The sequence below is a fragment of the Agromyces sp. NPDC055661 genome (assembly GCF_053618135.1).
This window is the reverse complement of the sequence record NZ_JBSHHC010000001.1, coordinates 1,060,731-1,081,465: the sequence shown is the minus strand read 5'-3', so window position 1 is coordinate 1,081,465 and position 20,735 is coordinate 1,060,731. Positions and strand designations below refer to the sequence as shown.

Genomic DNA, 20,735 nt, shown 5'->3' with positions numbered 1-20,735 from the left:
GGGCGACCCTAGCCGAGTCCGCCGTCAGGCGGCAGGCGTTGACGTGCGCGCCGCGACCCGAGCGATCGCCCAGGTGCCGAGTCCTGAGGCGAGGAACACCGCCCCCAGGATCGCCCACCCGCCGAGCCCGAAGGTCAGCGCCGTCGACGTCACGAACAGCGGGGAGACCATGGCGCCGAGCGAGTAGCCCATCGAGAACACGCCCTGGTACGTGCCTGCGCGCACCGGGTCGGCCAGCTCGAAGCTGAGTCCCCAGCCGCCGGCCTGCGAGAGCACCTCGGCGAACGCGTGCGCGATCGCCGCGGTCACGATCACGGCGATCGCGAAGCCGGCCGGGAGTCCGGCGGCGGCCGCGTAGACGAGGCACGCGGCCGCCATGAGCCACGCCGCGATGGCCGAGACGCGACCCGCGCGGCGCAGGTCGTGCGTGCCGCGCGAGAGCGGCACCTGGAACAGGACGACGATCACCGTGTTGAGGATGAGCACGACGGCCACGAGTACCTCGGGCGCGTTGGTGTCGTTCGCGATCCAGAGCGGCACGCCGACCTCGCCGACGCCGAACTGCATGCCGAAGATCGCGCTGAGCGCCGTGAGGGCGAGGTAGCGGGGGTCGCGCCAGGGGGAGTGGGCGAGGCGGGATCGACGAGGCGCGGCATCCGTGCCCCTCGACGCGACGGCCGACGCGCTCGGCACCGGGGTCGGCGCGTCGACGTACCGGGGCAGCTTCACGAGCTGGGTCACGCCGGCGAGGTACATGACGCCGGCACCGACGATGATCCAGCGGTAGGCGTCAGCCGTGCCGGCGAGCAGCGCGAGGGCGCCGATGCCCGACCCGACCGCGATCGCGATGTTGGTGACGGTGCGCAGCACCGCGCGGGCGTGCACGCGCCGGTCGCCGTCGAACGCCCGGGCGATGATCGCCATGCGCGTCGAGTTCGCCGCCTGCTCGACCGCGCCGACGATGACGGCGATCACGAGCGCGCTCGCGAAGTCGTGCGCGAACACGTAGCAGATGAGGCCCACGCCGTCGATGATCGAGAGCACCACGAGCAGTCGCCGGGCGCTGATGCGGTCGGCGAGCCAGCCGCCCGCGAGCGACGAGAGCACGCCGGCGGCGCTCGCCGCGCCGAGCACGATCGCGACCTCGTGCGGCGCGAGGCCGACGATGAGCGTGAAGTACAGCACGGTGACGGTGAGGAAGATCCCGCGGCCCACGCGGCTGATGAGCGTCGCGATGACGAGGATGCGCAGCACCGGGTCGGCGACGGATGCCGCGAGCCGCCGCAGGAGGCGGGGTCGCTCGCCGCTCGGGGTGGCTGTGGTCGACGCGGCATCCGTGACCGCCGCATCGATCTCGGGCTCGAGCTGGAGCTCGGGCTCGACGATGGGGACGGCGTCGGTGTCGGGGGAGGGCGACGAGGGGGCGGGGGCAGGGCTCACGGATCCAGTTCTCCCAGACCCGAAGGGGCGCCGAAATCGATGTAGCGTAGTGCTTCATGTTGAGGTACCTGCTGACCGAGGACGACGTGGGCAGCGTTCGCTTCGGGCTGTCGCCGCTGTGCGAGCTGGGCCTGTCGCTGCGGGCGATCAAGGAGCCCGCGCGGTTCCCGCTGCAGCTCGGCTGGCTGCGGCGCACCGAGGATGCTCGGGCTCGACTGGACATGCCGACGCTCATGGCCCTCATCGACGAGCGGATGTGGACGCCCGACTTCCTCAACCCGCGCCCGACCTCGCCGTTGACCCGGCTCGACGACGAGCTCGAGGCGCTCGCGGCGACCCCGGGGGATGTGTTCCGCGCCGACCTCGTGGCGGTGCACGGGTACGTGCCCGACGTGCTCGCCGGCTCGTCCAGCGCGGCGCTCCGGCGCGTCATCCGTGCCCTGCGGCAGCTCTGGGACACCTGCTTCGAGCCGTACTGGCCGCGCATGCGGGCGGTGCTCGAGGCGGACGTCGTCTACCGAGGGCGCCAGATCGCGCAGTCGGGCGTCGCCGCGATGCTCAACGGCCTCTCGTCGCGCATCGAGTACGACCACGGGGTCGTGACGGTGCGGCTCGCCGACCCGAAGGACCGCACGCAGGCGATCGACGGCAACGGGCTGACCCTCGTGCCGACCATGTTCACGCGCCGGGCCTCCGCGCCCGTCGGCGACGGCCCGCCGATGATCATGTACTCGGCCCGCGGCCAGGGCGCGCTCTGGGAGACGGAGCGCGTCGCCAACCCCGCCGCGGTCGTCGCCGTGCTCGGCGAGACCCGGGCGAGCCTGCTCGCCGCGCTCGGCGACCCCGCCTCGTCGACCGAGCTCGGCGTGCGCCTCGGCGTGACTGCGTCGGCCGTGAACCAGCACCTCCGCGTGCTCCGCGACGCGGGCCTGCTCGTGAGCACGCGCTACGGTCGCAGCGTGCTCTACCTCCGCAGCGAGCTCGGCTCGGCGCTGCTCGAGGCACGCGCGGGCTGACGCACACTTCCGACCCGCGCGAGAGCGCACAGTCCTCAATGCAGGAACTTCCAGCCCGTTCTCGGCGTGCCGGGGCGTGACGCGCCGCGGATCCGCCGATTCTTCCTGCGTTCGACGTCTAGACCGGGTCGTCCGCGACCCGGAGCACGACCTTCCCGCGCACGTGCCCGTCCTCGAGCATCCGATGCGCCTCCGCCCCCTCGGCGACCGGCAGCTCCCGCTCGACGTGCACGCGCACCGACCCGTCGTCGATGAGCCGCGTGATCACCGCGAGCGTGCGTGCGTCGGGCGACACCGAGTAGCCGGTCGCACGGATGCCGCGGGCCGCCGCCTCCTCGGCCATCGTCGGCCACGACCCGGTCGGCACGTTCACGACCAGCCCGCCGGGCCGGAGCACCTCGAGCGAGCGCGACCCCGTGCCGTCCGCGACGTTGCCGATGAGGTCGATGACGACGTCCTGCTCGCCCGCGACGTCCTCGAACCGGTCGGATCCGTGGTCGATCACGTGCCGGGCGCCGAGCGATCGCACGAACTCGACGTTGCGCCCGGAGCACGTCGCCGTGACCTCCGCTCCGAAGTAGGCGGCGAACTGCACCGCGAAGTGCCCGACGCCGCCCGAGCCCGCATGGATCAGCATCCGCTGCCGGTCGTGCGCCCTGGCCACGTCGATGACGGCGCCCCACGCGGTGAGCGCGGCGAGCGGCACGCCGGCCGCCTCGACGAACCCGAGCGACGCGGGCATCGGGGCGAGGCTCATCGACGAGACGGAGAGGTATTCGGCGTAGCTTCCGCCGGTGCGCGGTACGCGCCCCATCCCGTACACGCGGTCGCCGGGCTGCAACGGATGCGCGGCATACGGCACCGCCTCGACGACTCCCGCGAAGTCGTTGCCGAGCACCGCGGGATACGACGTGATGGCAGCGGAGACGCCGCGACCGCCGCGGGTCTTCACGTCGATGGGGTTCACGCCCGCCGCCACGACGCGCACGAGGACCTCGTCGCTGATCCGCCGCGGCTGCGGCACGTCGGCGAGATGCAGCTCGTCGGCGTCGCCGGTGCGATCGATCACGAGCGCCCGCATGGTCTCCGCCATCGCGCCGTCCTTCCGTCCCCGTCTCTCCACGCACCACTATGCTGCAGACAGCGCGCCGGGGTGCCTCCGACGCGTCGGATGCTTCGGGACGGGGGTTCGGATGCGGCGGCTGTTCGGGGTGCTGCGGGTCATCGCGGCCGCGGCGATCATCATCGCGATCGTCGGCCAGTTCGTCCAGAGCTGGTCGATGGTGCCCGACCGGCTCTCGTTCGTCGTGAACTTCTTCAGCTTCTTCACGATCCTGTCGAACGCGCTCACCGCGATCGTGCTGCTCATCGGCGCGGGCTACGCCTTCACGCGCGCGGTCGACCCCGACTGGTACAACCTCGTCCGCGCGTGCGCCGTCACCTACATGGCCACGACGTTCGTGGTCTACAACCTGCTCCTGCGCGAGATCTCGCTGGATCAAGCGACGACCGTGCCGTGGTCGAACGAGATCCTGCACGTCTGGGCGCCGCTCTACCTCGTCGCCGACTGGGTGCTCGCACCCGGTCGACGGCACGTGGAGTGGCGTCGCCTGTGGACGATCGCGATCTTCCCGCTGGCGTGGGCCGCGTACTCGATGATCCGCGGCGCGATCGTGGGCTGGTACCCGTATCCGTTCCTGAACCCGGCGCAGGAGGCGGGCTACGGCGGCGTCGCGGTGTACGTCATCGCCATCGCCGCCTTCATCCTGCTCGTCGGCGCGGGCATCATCGCGCTGAGCCGCACGCCGTGGCCGCACGAGCCCGACGAGCCGACCCCGCCGAGCGGAGCCGCCGAGCTCGAGGACGCGCGGCCGATCTCCTAGTCGCGCACGAGCCAGCGCGCGACCCGTTCGCGCAGCACCTCGGTCTGCTCGGCCTGGCCGTCGTCGCGCGGCGGCAGCAGCTCGAGCATCGAGCGCAGCCCGCCCGCCCATCGCTCGGCGATCGGGAACGGATGCACCGGGTCGCGCGCCGCGCCGATGACGAGCGAGCGGATGCCGCGTGCCGAGAGCTCGCGCAGGTCGTCGTCGTGCTCGAACGCGCGGTTGCGCGGGATCTCGACGAGCCGCATCGCCCGGCGAGCGGCATCGGGCGCCTGGAACTGGGCGAGGAGCGCACGACCCCCGGCCGGCGACACCGACGCGACCTCGTGGAAGATCTCGCGGTCGCGGAACTCCTCGGCGCCCGCCGGACCCGCGTCGGCGAGGATCTGGCCGATCACCGGGAACGCCCGCAGGTTGTCGGGCAGCGAAGTGTCGTCGAACGACGGCCGAACGAACACCACCCGGCGCACGGGCAGCAGGTCGTCGAGCACGATGCGCAGCGCGATCGCGGCGCCCATCGAGATGCCGATGATCGTGACCGGCTCGGATGCCTCGGGGTGCCCGCGCCCGGCCTCGGCGAGCGCCGCGGGCACGTGCTCGCAGACCTCGGCGGCGAGGCGGTCGATCGCGAAGTCGGCCGGTTCGCCGACCGCGAGGAATCCCCCGTGAGCCCGCACGTCGGGCGCGACGATGAGCTCGTCGGCGCCCGCCGTCTCCTGGATGACCGACTCGAACAGCCCGAGCGGTTGCCGGCGGTCGTTGCCGAGTCCGTGCAGGAGGACTGTGGTCACGCCAGCACACCCGGGCGGTAGACCGCCCTCGCCGCGTCGTCGGGGCGCAGTGCGGCGAGCAGTTCGTTCGCGAGCGTCACGAGGATGGCGATCTGGTCGTCGTCGCGATCGACCCACCGGCATCGCGGCTCTGGGTGCACGGGCACGAAGTCCTCGTGCTGCTCCCACACCACCAGCGTGCGCTCAGCCCCGAGCACGTACTGCTGCCACCACACCTGGCGCAGGTAGCCGCGGGGGATGCCGCGCCACGCGCGCGACGTCGTCTTGATCTCGCAGAGCTCGGGCGTGCCGTCGACCGCGACGCGCAGGCCGTCGGGCGTCGCCAGGTGCCGTCGGTCGGATGCCGCGTGGAAGAGCAGCGTGGACGGCTCGATGCCGTGCGCCCGCCGCACCCACTCGGCGATCACGGGCTCGCGCGTGCGGCCGTGATCGGTGAACCGGCTCCCGCCGAAGCTGCGCGGCGAGCCGTGCAGCTTCTCGTAGGCCGCGCCGCGGACGGAGGAGCGGGACGCCAGCTTCGCGGCATCCGTCGCCGTCACGCCCTGCGAGCGCGCCCGCAGCCAGGCCACCCGATCGCTCGCGTCGGCCACGATGCGTCGCTCGTGCGGGTGCGGCTCGGAGCGGAGCGCCTCCGACACGCGGGGTGCGACCGACTCGAGGTCGAACAGCGCGAACGGGATGTCGGTCACCCCCTTACGGTACCCCCGAGGACCCCCGTCCGCAGGCGGATCGGGCGTGTCCGGGGGACATCTCCGCCGTGCCGCGACCTGTGGAGCGCTAGTCGGCGATGCTCCAGTACGAGGCGACGCCACCGGGGTGGTCGACGGTGATCGCCCAGTCCACCGAACGGTCCCACGTGGCATCCGTGTGGCCGGCGTAGTGGATGCTGATCGAGCCGTCGTCCTCGTGGATCACGGCCGTGACGATGCCGGTGTGGTCGCGGTCGCCCGAGTCGTCCCAGTCGAACTGCACGATGTCGCCCACCTTCACCTGGTCGCGCTGGTCGTCGCTGAGGGCGGTGGCGCGCTCGGGGTGGTCCTCGAGGTACCACATGAGGGCGGTCGAGCTGCGCCACGCGTCGGAGCTCGCGTACGGGTCGCCGTCCTCCTCGTCGTACCACCACTCGTCGTCGGGCTCCCAGCCGCGGGCGAGCAAGGACTGGCTCGTGAAGTTCACGCAGTCGTTCTCGTCGAGGTAGCCGAACTCGTCGCTCTCGGTGGCGTCCCAGTGCTCGCGCACGTACTCGAGCTGGGCGGCGACGGCGGGGCTGAGCGACGACCAGTCGAGGCCGTCGTCCGACGTCTCGTCGGCGTCGTCGCCGGCGACGCCCGTCGTCGTGTCCGCGGCGGCGGTGTCCGACGTGCTCGCCCCCTGCCCGACGGCGAACCCCAGGCCGACGGTCGCGCCGCCGACGAGGAGGGCGACGATGACGGCGGCGGCGAGGACGAGGGTTCGTCGCCGGCGGAAGATGCGGTGCTGGTCCGGGTTCGACATCCATTCGACCGTATGCAGTCGTCCTGTGCGTCACCTTTGCACGCGGCGTGGATGGCCCGAACGGGCCACGCCGGAGTGGCCCGAACGCGCGATGCCGCGATGCGGCGGGCGGCGTGGAATCGGGATGTCGGCCAGCCGGCCGGCCCGAATCGCTGGAGTCGTCATGTCCGCCACCACCGCCACCACCGCCACCGCCACCGCCGTCCCGTCCACGGCCGATGTCGCCGACGCTGCGCGCGCCGCACGCGCCTCGATCGCGGTCGGCCGCGCGCGCGGCTACTACCGCGTGCTGTTCGAGGCCGGGCCCGTGGATGCCGCGACCTTCGCGGAGCTCTCGGGCGCAACCGAGGCCGACGCCCGCGCCTGGCTCGCCCAGCAAGTCGCCGCCGGCGTGCTCCGCGCCGTGCGCGGTGCCGACGCCGACCACGAGGAGCTGCTGCTGCCCGGCGAGTTCGTCCCGATCCTGCTCGGCGACCACGGCGAGCCCGAGCTCGCGGGCGCCCGCGCACTGCTCGGCGAGCACCGCGACGAGCTGCCGTCCGTCCTCGGCGAACCCGTCCCCGCCTCCTAGACTCGGGGCGTGGAGCCCGAGGACCAGGTCATCCGCTACGCCGAGCACGACGGCACGTCGATCGCGTGGTCGGCCGTGGGCCAGGGGCGGCCGCTCGTCATCGGCGGCTGGTGGTCGAGCCACCTCGAGCTCGACTGGCGCAACGCGAGGTTCCGCCGGTTCACGGGCGCGCTCGGGCAGCACCGCACGGTCATCCGGTACGACCGGCCGGGAGCCGGCATCTCCGACCGCGGCGCCATGCCGCCGCGCACCCTCGAGGAGGAGCTCACCACGCTCGAGAGGCTCGTCGACGAGGCCGCCCCCGGCCGGATCTCGCTGTTCGGGGCCTCCTCGGGCTCGGGCGTCGCGTCCCTCTATGCTGCGCGGCATCCCGACCGCGTCGACCGGCTCGTGCTCTACGGCTCGTACGCCCGCGGCGTCGATCTCGCCCCGCCCGCTGCGCGGGAGGCGATGCTCGCGGTCATCGACCAGCACTGGGGCCTCGGCTCGCGCGTGCTCGCCGACCTCTTCCTGCCCGACGCCACCGCCGAGGAGCGCGACGAGTTCGTGGAGTTCCAGCGCCGCTCCGCGTCGCGCGAGGTCGCCCTCGCCTCGCTGCAGGCCGTCTACGACTTCGACTCGACGGGGCACCTCGGCGACGTGCTCGCACCGACCCTCGTGCTGCATCGCCGCAACGACCGGGCGATCCCCTTCGCGCTCGGCAAGGACGTCGCCCGCCGCATCCGCAACGCCCGCTTCACGGCGCTCGAGGGCGACGACCACTTCCCGTGGCGCGGCGACGCCGACGCCGTCGTGCGCGAGACGCTCGCGTTCCTCGGCGCGCCCGTCGATGCCGCCCCCGCCCGCTCGGGACCCGGCGCGGCCCGCCTCACCGAGCGGGAACGCGAGGTGCTGCGACTCGTGGCGCGCGGTCAGACCGACGCCGAGATCGCAGCCGAGCTCGTGCTCTCCACCCACACCGTGCACCGCCACATCGCCAACATCCGCACGAAGCTCGGCGTCCCGTCACGCACGGCCGCCGCCGCCTGGGCGTTGCGCAACGAGCTGATCTGAGGCCGTCCGCAGGGACTGGCCGGCAGGCCCTCGGCCCGAGCGGATGCCGCGGGCTGGCCGGTTCCGGCCACGCGAGGTTGGCCGGATCCGGCGATTCCCCGCGCGCCTCATCGGCGTTGACTGGCGTCCCATGCCGCACACCGGTGCGGCGGCGAGACGAAGCAAGGAAGCCACACCATGTCCGACACCTTGAACCCCCATCTGCTCGCGGAGGACGCGAGCGCCCATCCGTCGACTCCTGAAAACAAGGACGGGCAGACACCGATGCGCACAGCGTCCGTGTTTTCAGGAGTCGCCGCGGACGCACGTGTCACCTCCCTCGTCATCGACGACGTCGACGACGTCGACCGCGTCGACGGCCTCGCGATCGCCCCCTCGGCCGAGGAGCAGGAGGCCGCCCTCGTCGGCGCCTTCGCCGAGCAGCTCGTCGGCATGCTCGCGTCGGCCACGACGCTCCTCACCGTGGAGCTCGGCCGTCGCTTCGGGCTCTACCGCGCACTGCGCGAGCACGGGCCGATGACCGCGGACCGCCTCTCGCGCACGACCGGCGTCGCACCGCGCTACGCCCTCGAGTGGCTCGAGCAGCAGGCCGCCGCCGGCCTCCTCGCCGTCGAGGATGCAGCGGCTTCCCGCGACGCCCGCCGCTTCTCGCTGCCCGCGCACCACGCGCCCGTGCTCGTCGACGAGACGCACCCGGCGCACGCCGCGCCCGTCGCGGGGCTCCTCGCCGGCGTGGCGCTGGCGTTCCCCGAGGTCGTCGCCGACTTCCGGCGGGGCCGCGGCGTCGCGTTCGAGGAGTACGGCGCCGAGCTCCGACAGGGCCTCGGCGCGCTGAACCGCCCGGGCTTCACGCACGAGATGCGGGCCTGGGTCGAGACCCTGCCCGACCGCGCCGCGGCGCTCGATGCCGGCGGCCTCGTCCTCGACGCCGGCTGCGGCACGGGCTGGTCGACGATCGCGCTCGCGACGGCGTTCCCGTCTGCGCGCGTCATCGGCCTCGACCTCGACGGCGCCTCGATCGACGAGGCGCGCGAGCACGCCGTCGCGGCCGGCGTCGCCGACCGGGTGGTGTTCCTCGTCGGGAACGCCGGCGACGCGACTGCCGTCCGCGACGCGGCCGCCGCGATCAGGGCGTTCACGACGGGCCCCGTCGAGTCACGCGAGACGGATGCCGCGTCGCCGGGCTTCGACCTCGTCACGGTCTTCGAGGCGCTGCACGACATGGGCCGACCGGTGGACGCGCTCGCCGCGTTCCGGTCGCAGCTGCGCCCGAACGGCGCGGTCCTCGTGGCCGACGAGCGGGTCGCCGACGAGTTCCACGCCGACGCCGACGCCGTGGAGCGCATGCTCTACGCGATGAGCGTGCTGCACTGCCTGCCCGCGACGACCGCCGAGTCCGACGCCGTGGCGAACGGCACTGTGCTGCGTCCACCGACCGTGCGCCGCTGGGCCGCGTCAGCCGGCTTCGGCCGGGTCGACGTGCTGCCGATCGAGAACCCGTTCTGGCGGTTCTACCGCATCAGCTGAGCGAGCAGGGCGGGCACCACGCGCAGACTGATGCCGCGGCGGCAGGCACCGCCGCGGCATCCGCTCGGACTCGTGACCGCTGTCACCCCTGCTCGGTCACGGTGCCGTTCTTGATGTGCAGCCGCCGCTCGGCGCGCTTCGCCACCGCGGAGTCGTGCGTCACGATCACGAGCGTGAGGCCGCGCTCGCGCCAGAGGCCCTCGAGCAGGTTCATGATCTCGTCGCGGGTCTGCTCGTCGAGGTTGCCGGTGGGCTCGTCGGCCAGCAGCACGTCGGGCTCCTTCACCAGCGCGCGCGCGATCGCGACGCGCTGCTGCTGGCCGCCCGACAGCTCGCCCGGCACGTGCCCGGCGCGGTCGGCGAGCCCGACCGAGGCGAGGGCCTCGACGGCGCGGCGCCGCCGCTCCTCGGCGCTCACGGCGAGCGGCTCGAGGGCCGTCTCGACGTTCTCCTGCGCGGTGAGCGTGGGGATGAGGTTGAACCCCTGGAACACGAAGCCGATCTCCGTCGCGCGGATGGTGCCGAGCTTGCGGTCGGGCAGGTGCGAGAGCTCCGCGTCGCCGAGGCTGATGCGGCCGGCCGTCGGCCGGTCGAGCGCGCCGAGCATCTGCAGCAGCGTCGACTTGCCGCCGCCGGTCGGGCCCTGGATCGCGACGAGCTGGCCCGACGGGATCGTGAGGGTCACGTCCTGCAGCGCGGTCACGGTGCGCTTCGACTGCGCGTAGGTCTTCGAGACGTTCTCGAGCGTGTACATGGTCGGTCCTTCTCAGTCGTTCGGTCGCGAGCGCGGTCGTCGGTGCGACGCGGTGGGTCGGTGGTGGCCGGATGCCGCAGGGCGGCGCCCGACATCGGGGGCGGGCGTCATGCGACGCTCCGCAGGGCCTCGGCCGGGCGGAGCCGTGCGGCACGCCAGCCGCCGATCGCGCCGGCGAGCAGCCCACCGAGCACCGCGAGTCCGATCGCGACGGCGATCACGCTGACCGTGACGGGGGCGTTGAGCACGACCTCGGTCGTGGCGGAGGCCGCCTGGTTCGCCGCGCCGAACGGTCCGCCGCCCGCCGCGCCGCCGGGTCCGCCCGCCATGACGCCGTCGGGCAGGGTCGTGCCGGCGCTGCCCGCGAGCGTGGGCGAGACGAGGTTGACGATCCAGATGCCGACGAGCCCGAGTGCGAGGCCCGCGGCGCCGCCGATGAGGCCCTGCACGAGCGACTCGCCCGCGACCTGGCCCGTGATGCGGCGGTTCGACCAGCCGATCGCCTTCAGCGTGCCGAACTCGCGAGTCCGGCGGGTGACGCCCTGGATGGTGAACAGGATCGCGATGAGGAACGCCGCGGCCAGCACGGCGATCGACAGCCAGAGGCCGAGGTTCGCGATGAGGCTCGACGCGGTCGAGAGCGACCCCGAGACCGATGCCGCGAGGTCGGCCTGCGTCGACACCGTGGCATCCGGCAGCGCCTCCTCGATGTCGGCCTGCACGGCCGCGATCCGGTCGGCCGACTCCGCCTGCACGTAGATGTCGCTCACCTGGTCGGCGAGGCCCGACAGCTCCTGTGCGAGGTCGAGCGGGATGTAGACGTTCGACGCCGTCGCGGCATCCGCCGACGTGGAGGTCACGGTGCCGACGACCTCGAAGTCGGTGCCGCCGACATCGATCGTGTCGCCGACCGCGAGCTCGGCGCTCGTGGCGTAGTCGGCGTCGAGCACGGCCACGGCCTGGCCCGAGTCGGATGCCTCGAGCCCGCGTCCGTCGGCGAGCTCCACCGCCGAGAGGGGTCCGACGGCGGCGGTCGACGGGTCGAGCCCGAGCACCGTGAAGCTGTCGACGTCGAACGCGCTGCCGCCCGCACCGTCGAAGCCGCCGGTCGGGGGCTGCTGCTGCGTCTGGTCCTCGCTCGGCGCCGAGCCGTCGGCGCTCGGGGCGGACTGCTGCATTCGCGGCGGCAGCTCGCCCGAGAACGTCATGTTGGTGAGCGACAGCGCAGCGGATGCCGCGGCGACGCCGTCGACGTCGGTCACCGTGTCGAGCGCCGACGCGTCGAACGTCGTCGAGCCGAAGCCCGCCGTGAGCCGTGACTGGCTGAGCTCGGTGGAGTCGCCCTCGGTCGTGCCGTCGTCGGCACCGAACTCGAACCGGCCGGGACCCTGCCCGGCGTCGCCATCGCCGGGAGCCGTGGGCTCCTGCGAGACGGTGAGGTCGGTGCCGACGCCGTACACGGACTCGAGTACGGCCGCCTGGGCGTCTTTCACGCCGGTCGAGACGGCGTTCACGATCATGACGAGGGCGATCGCGAGCGCCATCCCGATGGCGATGATCGCGGTCTGCCTGCGGCGCCCCGCGAGTTCGCGTCGGAGGTAGGTGAAGAACATGGGGATCCTCGGGGTCGTGGGGATGCGCACCGGACGGGGCGCCGATCGCGACGTTAGGAACGGAGGCTTTGGTCCGGCTATGGCCCGCCACTGGGGTCGCTATGGCTTCGGCTGCGGCATCCGCACATGGAAGTCATAGGGAACGCATAGCGGCGCGCGGATACTGGAGTCATGAGCACCCCAACGACCCACCGCGCCCCGCAGATCACGAAGGGCGACGGCTCGATGGTCCGCGTCCTCGTCGTCGACGACGAGCACTCGCTGACCGAGCTGCTGAAGATGGCGCTGCGGTACGAGGGCTGGGACGTGCGCACGGCCGCCGACGGCTTCAGCGCGGTGAAGGTGGCGCGCGAGTTCCGCCCCGACGCGATCGTGCTCGACATCATGCTGCCCGACATCGACGGGCTCGAGGTGCTGCAGCGGGTGCGCTCCGACGGCACCGAGACGCCCGTGCTCTTCCTCACCGCGAAGGACTCGCTCGACGACCGCATCGCCGGCCTCACGGCGGGCGGCGACGACTACGTCACCAAGCCGTTCAGCCTCGAGGAGGTCGTGGCCCGGCTGCGCGGGCTCATCCGCCGCTCGACGCTCACGCTCGCGCAGGCGAAGGACCCGGTGCTCGTCGTCGGCGACCTCACGCTCGACGAGGACTCGTACGAGGTCGCCCGCGACGGCGCGCCGATCGAGCTCACCGCGACCGAGTTCGAGCTGCTCCGCTTCCTCATGCGCAACCCGCGCCGCGTGCTCTCGAAGGCGCAGATCCTCGACCGCGTCTGGAGCTACGACTTCGGCGGCAAGGAGTCGGTCGTCGAGCTCTACATCTCCTACCTGCGCAAGAAGGTCGATGCGGGCCGCGAGCCCATGATCCACACCGTGCGCGGCGCCGGCTACATGCTGAAGGCGGCGGGATGACCCACCCGGGCGACCCCGGATTCGCCGCCGCGTCGCGTGCCGAGGCGCAGGCGACCACGACGAGGTCGACGACGGATGCCGCGCGCCGCCGCCGGCGGCCGTGGACCCTCCACCGCCGGCTCCTCGCCATCGTCGCGGTGCTGCTCATCGCCGTGAGCGCGGTGATCGGGATCATCAGCGTCGCGGTCTTCCACACCTCGTCGGTCGGACGCCTCGACGCGAGCCTGGGGGAGGCCATCTCCCGTGCCAACATCGCGATCGGCGGTCAGCCGCCCGGGTTCCCGGGCGACCCCGACGACGCTCCGGGGCTCGTGCTGAACATCCCGGGACAGCAGGCCGGGACGCTCGCGGCGCTCGTGCGGGCGGGCGAGGAGGTGCACGCCGGGTACATCACCGAGGGCGGTCGCGTGCTCGACCTGCCCGAGGAGATCTCGTCGGTGCTCGGCGAGGTGCCGGCCGACGGCGATCCGCACACGATCACGGTGCCGCGGTTCGGCGACTACCGCGCGATCGCCACGACGCGACCCGAATGGAACGGCGTCTCGATCGTGCTCGCCCTCCCGCTCGCCGACGTGAACGCGCAGACCACCCAGCTCGCGATCACGGTCGCGATCGTCGCCGCCGGTGGACTCCTGCTCGCGCTCGCGATCGGCTCCGCCGTCGTGCGGCGGGCGCTCAGTCCGCTCGCCGAGGTGACCGCCACGGCCCAGCGCGTGTCCGAACTGCCGCTCGATCGCGGCGACGTCGCGCTCGCCGAGCGCGTCCCGGTCGACGACGACGGCACCGAGGTCGGGCGCCTCGGCACCGCCTTCAACCGCATGCTCGGCCACGTGGCCTCCGCGCTCACCGCGCGCGAGCAGAGCGAGCAGAAGGTCCGCCGCTTCGTCGCGGACGCGAGCCACGAGCTGCGCACCCCGCTCGCATCGATCCGCGGCTACGCCGAGCTCACGCGCCTGCACGGCGGCGAGCTGCCGCCCGACGTGGTGCACGCCGTCGGGCGCATCGAGTCGGAGTCCGTGCGGATGACCGAGCTCGTCGAGGACCTGCTGCTGCTCGCGCGCCTCGACGAGGGCCGTGAGCTCGCCGCCGATCCGGTCGACATGGGCCGCGTCGTGGTGGAGGCGCTCGGCGACGCCCAGGCGGCCGGCCCCGACCACGACTGGGAGGTCCGGCTGCCGGATGCCCCGACGGTCGTCATGGGCGATGAGCCGCGCCTGCGCCAGGTCGTCATGAACCTGCTCGCCAACGCGCGCGTGCACACGCCCGAGGGCACGAGCGTCGTGGCCTCGCTCGCACGCGACGGCGACGAGGTCGTGCTCACGGTCGAGGACGACGGACCCGGCATCCCGCCCCAGCTCGCCGACACCCTGTTCGAGCGCTTCGCGCGCGGCGACTCGTCGCGCTCCCGCCGTGCGGGCAGCACGGGCCTGGGCCTCGCGATCGTGCGCGCCGTGGTCGAGGCGCACGACGGCGACGTGTCGGTCGAGAGCGGACCGGGCGCGACGCGCTTCACGGTGCGGCTGCCCGCGGCGACGGCCCGCACGCGAGCCGACGCCGAGCCGCCGGCCTCCGTCGAGGCGCCGGTCGGCCGCGCGGTCTAGCTCGCGCCTAGGCTGGGGGCACCCGTTGTCCCCGGAACGACCCGAGACCCGATGACCCTGCAGCAGACGATCACCCGCATCGCCGGCGAGCTCGAGCGCCCGGCGTTGCTCGAGGATCGCCGCCGCCGGGTCGTCGCGCACAGCCCGCACCCCGACGGGATCGACGACGTCCGACGCCGCTCCATCCTCGAGCACCGGGCGAACCCCGCGATCCACGCCTGGCTCACCGCGCTCGGCGTCTACGACGCGACCGACCCCGTCCGCGTGCCCGGCAACCCCGAGCTCGGCATGGTCGCACGCGTGTGCGTGCCGATCATCCGCGCGGGCGTGGTGTTCGGCCACCTCTGGTTCATCGAACCCGACGACGGGACGCCGCCGCTCGACCTCGGGCGCGCGGGGGCGTCGGCCGTCGAGGTCGCCGATGAGTGGGCGAGCGCGCGGTCGTCGCAGGACCATCAGGGCGCGCGCGAGCGCGAGCTCGTCCGCGACCTCGTGCTCGGCCGAGCCGAGGTGCGCCGGCGGGCCGCCGACACGCTCGTCGAGTCGGGACGATTCGAGGGCGGACGCCTCCGCACCTACGTCCTGGAGCGGGTCACCGGGGGCGGCACCTCCGACGCCGAGCTCGACCGCGCCGCGCGCCGTGCCCGTCGCGCGCTCGGGGGCCGCGGCGTCCTCGTGGTCGCGCGCGGCGACCACGCCGCGCTCGTCGCGCCGGCGTCGGGACGCTTCGCGGACCCCGACCGCATCGCCGCGATGATCGCGTCGTCCGCGACCGAGGCGCTGGCCGGCCCGGATGCCCCGGACGACGTCGTGCGCGTCGGCGTGGGTGGCGAGGCGCCGGTCGCGTCGGCGCGCACCAGCTACCGGGAAGCGCGGCGCGCGCTCGGCGTCGCGCGCTCCTTCGGGCTCGCCGACCCCGTCGTGCACTGGGACCGCCTCGGCGTGTACCGCGGACTCGATGCGGCAGCCACTCGCGGCCTGCGTTCGAGCGATGTCCAGCCGGGCCTCGATCGCGTGGCGGCCGAGCGCGACGGCCAGGTGCTGCTCGAGACGATCGCGTGCTACCTCGACGCCGCGGGCCATGTGCAGCAGGCGGCCGCGCGGATGCAGGTGCATCGCACGTCGCTGTACAACCGGATCGCGCGCGTCGAGCGGATCCTCGGCATCGACCTCGGCAGCGGCCTCGACCGCCTGGCCCTCCATCTCGCGCTGCTGCTGCGCGCGGGCGAGGCCGCGTCGCCCGACCGCGCGGGCGACGCATCCGACGCCGGCAGCTGAAGCTGGAGCGCCGACTCGACATCTGTCGAGCGCGGGCGGACGAGCCGTCGACATCTGACGCGTGCCCTTCGCATGGGAGATCCATAGCGTGTGATGTGCCACGGGGCGGTGGTCCTCGTCCGCGGTCGCGGGCGTGGGGTGCCGTCCCACCATGAGCGAAGGAGCATCCCCCATGACACCAGCGGTCCCACGCGCGGGCGACAGGCGGCGCGGCCGCGCGCTCGCCGTCGCGATCACCACGGTCCTCGCCGGCGGACTCGTCGTCGCGGCGACTCCCGCCCAGGCCGCGCCGACCCCCGAGCCCGCCGAGCCGACCTTCGTCGACGGCCTCTCGCAGCCCGTCTTCACGCGCGTCTCGACCGAGTGGATCAACCAGGAGGCCTGGGTCGAGAGCGAGGTCGACTCCGACCGCGACGGCAAGCTCGACCTCGTGCACGTCGACGTGAGCCGCGTGCCCGAGACGGCCGCCGGCCTCAAGGTCCCCGTGCTGATGGAGATGAGCCCCTACTACGCGGGCGGCAGCCAGGTCACCAACTGGCCGGTCGACCACGAGATCGGCGCCCCGCCGTCCGAGAAGGACCCGTGGCCCGCGTACAACCCCGTGAACCGCACGAGCCCGACCATCTCGCGCTCGCTCGAGAGCACGTGGGTGCCCCGCGGGTTCGCGGTCGTGCACGCCGAGGGCTTCGGCAGCGGCTGGTCGGAGGGATGCCCCACCTCGGGCGGCCTGAACGAGTCGCTCGCGGGCAAGGCCGTGATCGACTGGCTGAACGGCCGGGCGACGGCGTACACGAGCACCGACCGCACGACCGAGGTCTCGGCCGACTGGACGACCGGCAAGGTCGGCATGATCGGCACGTCGTACAACGGCACGCTGCCGATCGGCGTCGCGAGCACCGGCGTCGAGGGCCTCGACGCCATCGTCCCCGTCTCGGCGATCTCCGACTGGTACAACTACTACCGCGCGAACGGCGCCGTGCGCGCGCCGGGCGGCTACCAGGGCGAGGACCTCGACGTGCTCGCCGACTACGTCTACACGCGGTTCGACCAGCAGATCTGCCAGCCGATCATCGACGAGCTGCGGGCGAATCAGGACCGCGCGACGGGCGACCGCAGCGCGTTCTGGGAGGAGCGCGACTACCTCGCGAACGCCGACCGGATCACGGCCGCCACGCTCGTCGCGCACGGCCTGAACGACTGGAACGTCATGACGAAGAACGCCTCCGACCTCTACGAGGTGCTGAAGGCCAACGGAGTGCCGCACCAGATCTACCTGCACCAGGGCGGCCACGGCGGCAACCCGAACGACACGCTGCTCAACCGCTGGTTCACGCGCTACCTCTACGACGTGCAGAACGGCGTCGAGCAGCTGCCGAAGGCGTACGTGGTCCGCGAGGACCGGACGCTCACGGAGTACCCCGAGTGGCCCGACCCGGCCGCTGACGACGTGAAGCTGAAGTTCCGCCCGGCGGCCCAGGCCGACGGCGTCGGCGGCCTCGCGGTCTCGCGCGACCCGAACAAGGCATTCGAGGACCTCGTCGACGACGCGAGCCTCCGTGCCTCGACGCTCGCCGCCGCGGAGTCGTCGCCGAACCGGCTGCTCTACCGCACCGAGACGCTCGGCACCCCGGTTCGGCTGTCGGGCACGCCGTCGGTGTCGCTGAAGCTCGCGGTCGACCGCACGAAGGCGAACCTCACGGCCCTGCTCGTCGAGTACCCGGCCACGGGTGCGCCGAAGATCATCACCCGCGGCTGGGCCGACGTCGAGAACCGCTCGAGCGATGCGGTGACCGAGGCGATCGTCCCCGGCACGGCGTACACGTTCGACTTCGACTTCGAGCCGAAGGACTACGTGTTCAGCGCCGGGTCGAAGATCGGCGTGGTCGTGATGTCGTCGGACTACGAGTACACGGTGCGTCCCGCCGCGGGCACGGTGCTCAAGCTGCAGCCGTTCTCGTCGGACGTGCACCTGCCGCTCGTCGGCGGCATGGACGCCCTGCAGGCGTCGCTGCGCGCCGGGCGCTGAGCGCCCGCCGACGCTGATCGACATCGAGGGCGGGGTCCTGCTTCGGCAGGGCCCCGCCCTCCTCGCGTCTCAGCCCCGCGGGATCGCGGCGGTCGCCTCGATCTCGACGAGCGCGTCTGGGCGCCCGAGGCCGGCGACGTGCGCGCCGGTGATCGCGGTGACGTGGGGACCCCAGACCGGCATCGCGGCGGCGAAGCCCTCCTGGAACGACTGGCCCTCGACGAGCAGGATCGACATGCGGATCACGTTGCTCTGGTCGGCGCCGGCCGCCTCGAGCACGGCGAGCACGTTGCGCATGGCCTGCTCGGTCTGCGGCCCGATGCCGCCGGGAACGATCGCGCCCGAGGCATCCGTGCCGTTCTGACCGCCGACCTGCAGGAGGTCGTGGTCGCCGCGCACCAGCACGCCCTGGCTGAACGCGGGGCTCGTGTGCAGCGACGGTGGATTCACGTGGATGAGTTCCATGGGCCGAGTCTCGCACCGGCCACCGACGCCGGCCACCGACGCGGGCACGGCGAAGGGCCCGCCCCCGATCGGGACGGGCCCTTCGTGTGTCGATGGTCGGTCAGGCCTCGGCGAGCACCCGAAGCATCTCGGCGAACGTGCGGAGCTCGTCGACCGAGCGGTTCTCGAGCGCGGCACGCACGCGGGCCTGGTTGCTCGTCCGGACCGCCGAGACCCGCTCGACGGCGGTCGCCGTCGGCTGGAGCACCCGGATGCGGCCGTCGCGCTCGTCGGGCAGGCTCTCGACGAGCCCCGCCTCCTCGAGCACCCGCACCTGGCGGCTGACGACGCTCTTGTCCATGTCGAGCTCGGTCGCCAGCACGTGGGCGGTGGTCGAGCCGAGCCGGGTGATCGTCGAGAGCACCTTGTAGCCGGCGGGCTGCAGGTCGGGGTGGATCTGCTCCGCCGCCTGCTTCCAGACGAGCCGTGCCCGGTTGAACACGACGCCGAGCTGCTCCTCGACGCGAGCGATCGCCTCGTCGAGGGCAGGATCGGCGGTCATGGTGATCATGCTACCGAGCACTCCCCGACGCGGTCGCGCGGTCGCGGTCGGCCGGCTCGCGCTCCTCCGGTGCGTCGCCGTCGGTGCCCTCGACGAGCCGGATCGACGAGGTGACCGGGGCGCCGATCTCGGCCTCGGCGAGGTCGATCGCGACCTGCTCGGCCTCCTCCTCGAGCTTCTCGGAGGCGGTCTGCCGCGAGAGCGGCTTGTTCGGCAGGAACGCGATCGCGATGAGGCTCAGCACGGCGAGCGGGATCGCGATGATGAAGACGTCGGCGATGCCGTGGCCGTAGGCGCCCTCGACGATCACGCGGATCGCGTCGGGCAGCTCGGAGACCTTCGGCACCGCGCCGCCGGCGAGGCCCTGCAGCGCCGACACCTCGTCGGGCGAGGTCGGCGTGAACGACGCGAGGCCGTCCTTCACGTGCGTGGTCACCTGGGTGGCCAGCACCGAGCCCATGATCGTGACGCCGATGGTGCCGGCGATCGAGCGGAAGAAGTTCACGTTCGAGCTGGCCGCGCCGAGCTGCGACGCCGGCGTGTCGTTCTGCACGACGAGCGTGAGGTTCTGCATCACCATGCCGAGGCCGGCGCCGAGCACCACCATGTAGACCGAGACCCACAGGAAGTCGGTGTCGTAGCGGAGCGTGGCCATGAGGCTGACGCCGGCGATGATGAGCGCCGAGCCGAGCAGCATCCAGCCCTTCCACTTGCCGAAGCGGCTCACGAGCGCGCCGATGCCGATCGAGGCGCCCATCTGGCCGACGACCATCGGGATGGTCATGAGGCCCGACTCGGTCGGGGTGGCGCCGCGGGCGAGCTGGAAGTACTGCGCGAGGAACACGCTGGTCGCGAACATCGCGACGCCGACCGAGATCGACGCGATCACGGCGAGCGTGAACGTGCGGTTCGTGAAGAGGCTCATCGGCACGATGGGCTCCTCGACGAGGAACTCGGTGATGACGAAGCCCACGATCGCAGCGGCCGAGATGCCGACCAGCACGAAGCTCGTCATGGAGTTCCACTCGAACTGGTTGCCGCCCATCGAGACCCAGATCAGCAGCAGCGACACGCCGACCGCGAGGAGCACGGCGCCGACGTAGTCGATCTTGACCTTGGTGCGGGTGCTCTTCGGCAGGTGCAGGGTGCGCTGGATCAGGATGATCGCGACGATCGCGAAGGGGATGCCGAGGAAGAAGTTGGCGCGCCAGCCGAACGCATCGGTCACGACGCCGCCGAGCAGCGGGCCGCCGATGGTGGCCATGGCCATGACCCCGCCGACGATGCCCATGTACTTGCCGCGCTCGCGCGGGGAGATGATGAGGGCCACGGCGATCATGACGAGCGACATGAGGCCGCCGGCGCCGATGCCCTGGATGACGCGGAAGCCGATGAGCATGCCCGTGTCCTGCGCGAAGCCGGCGAGGGCGGTGCCGAACACGAAGAGGCCGAGCGCCAGCTGCAGCAGCACCTTGCGATTGAGGAGGTCGGCGAGCTTGCCCCAGATCGGGGTGGACACGGCGGTCGCGAGGAGGCTCGCGGTGATGACCCAGGTGTAGGCGGACTGGTCGCCGCCCAGGTCGGCGATGATGATCGGCATCGACGTCGAGACGACCGTGCCCGAGAGCACGGCGACGAACATGCCCATGATGAGGCCGGACAGCGCGGTCAGCACCTCACGGTGCGAGCGCTTGGCCTCGAGCGAGGGGGTTTCAGTGGTTGCGGTCACGTCTGGTTCTGCTCCAAGAATGTTGATAGAGGTCAACTATA

19 protein-coding genes are annotated in these 20,735 nt (G+C 72.7%); 9 read left to right on the top strand and 10 right to left on the bottom strand.

What is annotated here, in order from left to right; all coding sequences use genetic code 11:
* Positions 1–24: 24 nt before the first annotated feature.
* Entirely contained in the window at positions 25–1,440 is a 1,416-nt protein-coding gene (locus ACWGO8_RS04935) for an MFS transporter (protein ID WP_452042002.1), read from the bottom strand.
* Positions 1,441–1,496: 56 nt separating this feature from the next.
* Here ACWGO8_RS04935 and ACWGO8_RS04930 point away from each other — a divergent pair, with 56 nt between their 5' ends.
* Positions 1,497–2,456: a DUF5937 family protein gene (locus tag ACWGO8_RS04930; RefSeq protein ID WP_452042001.1), complete on the top strand. Its 960-nt coding sequence runs from the start codon at positions 1,497–1,499 to the stop codon at positions 2,454–2,456.
* A gap of 118 nt (positions 2,457–2,574) precedes the next feature.
* On the opposite strand, the gene ACWGO8_RS04925 is transcribed toward ACWGO8_RS04930, so the two are convergent.
* Positions 2,575–3,549, bottom strand: a complete 975-nt coding sequence (locus ACWGO8_RS04925; RefSeq protein ID WP_452042000.1) for an NADP-dependent oxidoreductase — start codon at positions 3,547–3,549, stop codon at positions 2,575–2,577.
* Between the two features lie 100 nt (positions 3,550–3,649).
* On the opposite strand from ACWGO8_RS04925, the gene ACWGO8_RS04920 reads away from it, so the two are divergent.
* Positions 3,650–4,339: a Pr6Pr family membrane protein gene (locus ACWGO8_RS04920; protein WP_452041999.1), complete on the top strand. Its 690-nt coding sequence runs from the start codon at positions 3,650–3,652 to the stop codon at positions 4,337–4,339.
* On the opposite strand, the gene ACWGO8_RS04915 is transcribed toward ACWGO8_RS04920, so the two are convergent.
* The 3 genes from ACWGO8_RS04915 to ACWGO8_RS04905 all read right to left on the bottom strand — a co-directional run bounded on the left by ACWGO8_RS04915 (position 4,336) and on the right by ACWGO8_RS04905 (position 6,624).
* Positions 4,336–5,130: an alpha/beta fold hydrolase gene (locus ACWGO8_RS04915; RefSeq protein WP_452041998.1), complete on the bottom strand. Its 795-nt coding sequence runs from the start codon at positions 5,128–5,130 to the stop codon at positions 4,336–4,338. The two genes, ACWGO8_RS04920 and ACWGO8_RS04915, sit on opposite strands and share 4 nt — an antisense overlap.
* On the bottom strand, positions 5,127–5,768 hold the full coding sequence (locus tag ACWGO8_RS04910) for a YqaJ viral recombinase family protein (protein WP_376956813.1): 642 nt from the start codon (positions 5,766–5,768) through the stop codon (positions 5,127–5,129). The genes ACWGO8_RS04915 and ACWGO8_RS04910 overlap by 4 nt, the downstream gene beginning before the upstream one ends.
* Positions 5,769–5,907: 139 nt before the next feature.
* On the bottom strand, positions 5,908–6,624 hold the full coding sequence (locus ACWGO8_RS04905; RefSeq protein ID WP_452041997.1) for an amidase domain-containing protein: 717 nt from the start codon (positions 6,622–6,624) through the stop codon (positions 5,908–5,910).
* A 163-nt stretch (positions 6,625–6,787) separates the two neighbouring features.
* Between ACWGO8_RS04905 and ACWGO8_RS04900 the strand changes: the two genes are divergently transcribed.
* From ACWGO8_RS04900 to ACWGO8_RS04890, 3 genes are all read left to right on the top strand, one after another.
* Entirely contained in the window at positions 6,788–7,195 is a 408-nt protein-coding gene (locus tag ACWGO8_RS04900) for a hypothetical protein (RefSeq protein WP_452041996.1), read from the top strand.
* A 9-nt stretch (positions 7,196–7,204) separates the two neighbouring features.
* Positions 7,205–8,248 (top strand): alpha/beta fold hydrolase, encoded by a 1,044-nt coding sequence (locus ACWGO8_RS04895; RefSeq protein ID WP_452041995.1) that lies wholly within the window; start codon positions 7,205–7,207, stop codon positions 8,246–8,248.
* 279 nt (positions 8,249–8,527) lie between these two features.
* The gene (locus ACWGO8_RS04890) at positions 8,528–9,775 is read left to right on the top strand and encodes a class I SAM-dependent methyltransferase (protein ID WP_452041994.1); all 1,248 of its coding nucleotides are present in this window, start codon (positions 8,528–8,530) and stop codon (positions 9,773–9,775) included.
* Between the two features lie 82 nt (positions 9,776–9,857).
* Here the strand turns inward: ACWGO8_RS04890 and ACWGO8_RS04885 are convergent, their stop codons facing one another.
* Together ACWGO8_RS04885 and ACWGO8_RS04880 are read right to left on the bottom strand one after the other, a co-directional pair.
* Entirely contained in the window at positions 9,858–10,529 is a 672-nt protein-coding gene (locus ACWGO8_RS04885) for an ABC transporter ATP-binding protein (RefSeq protein WP_452041993.1), read from the bottom strand.
* Positions 10,530–10,636: 107 nt separating this feature from the next.
* Positions 10,637–12,142 (bottom strand): ABC transporter permease, encoded by a 1,506-nt coding sequence (locus ACWGO8_RS04880; protein ID WP_452041992.1) that lies wholly within the window; start codon positions 12,140–12,142, stop codon positions 10,637–10,639.
* Positions 12,143–12,313: 171 nt separating this feature from the next.
* Here ACWGO8_RS04880 and ACWGO8_RS04875 point away from each other — a divergent pair, with 171 nt between their 5' ends.
* From ACWGO8_RS04875 to ACWGO8_RS04860, 4 genes are all read left to right on the top strand, one after another.
* Positions 12,314–13,054 (top strand): response regulator transcription factor, encoded by a 741-nt coding sequence (locus tag ACWGO8_RS04875; RefSeq protein WP_376955884.1) that lies wholly within the window; start codon positions 12,314–12,316, stop codon positions 13,052–13,054.
* Positions 13,051–14,655, top strand: a complete 1,605-nt coding sequence (locus tag ACWGO8_RS04870; protein WP_452041991.1) for a sensor histidine kinase — start codon at positions 13,051–13,053, stop codon at positions 14,653–14,655. Before ACWGO8_RS04875 ends, ACWGO8_RS04870 begins: the two co-directional genes overlap by 4 nt.
* A gap of 51 nt (positions 14,656–14,706) precedes the next feature.
* Positions 14,707–15,933, top strand: coding sequence for a PucR family transcriptional regulator (locus ACWGO8_RS04865; protein WP_452041990.1), 1,227 nt, complete (start codon positions 14,707–14,709; stop codon positions 15,931–15,933).
* Between the two features lie 172 nt (positions 15,934–16,105).
* Entirely contained in the window at positions 16,106–17,959 is a 1,854-nt protein-coding gene (locus ACWGO8_RS04860; RefSeq protein WP_452041989.1) for a Xaa-Pro dipeptidyl-peptidase, read from the top strand.
* 69 nt (positions 17,960–18,028) lie between these two features.
* Here ACWGO8_RS04860 and ACWGO8_RS04855 read toward each other — a convergent pair whose 3' ends face one another.
* From ACWGO8_RS04855 to ACWGO8_RS04845, 3 genes are all read right to left on the bottom strand, one after another.
* A complete protein-coding gene (locus tag ACWGO8_RS04855) occupies positions 18,029–18,424 on the bottom strand; it encodes a RidA family protein (RefSeq protein ID WP_452041988.1) in 396 nt (131 codons plus the stop codon).
* Positions 18,425–18,524: 100 nt separating this feature from the next.
* Positions 18,525–18,965: a MarR family winged helix-turn-helix transcriptional regulator gene (locus tag ACWGO8_RS04850; protein ID WP_452041987.1), complete on the bottom strand. Its 441-nt coding sequence runs from the start codon at positions 18,963–18,965 to the stop codon at positions 18,525–18,527.
* Between the two features lie 10 nt (positions 18,966–18,975).
* Positions 18,976–20,694 (bottom strand): DHA2 family efflux MFS transporter permease subunit, encoded by a 1,719-nt coding sequence (locus ACWGO8_RS04845; protein WP_452041986.1) that lies wholly within the window; start codon positions 20,692–20,694, stop codon positions 18,976–18,978.
* Between the last annotated feature and the right edge of the window lie 41 nt (positions 20,695–20,735).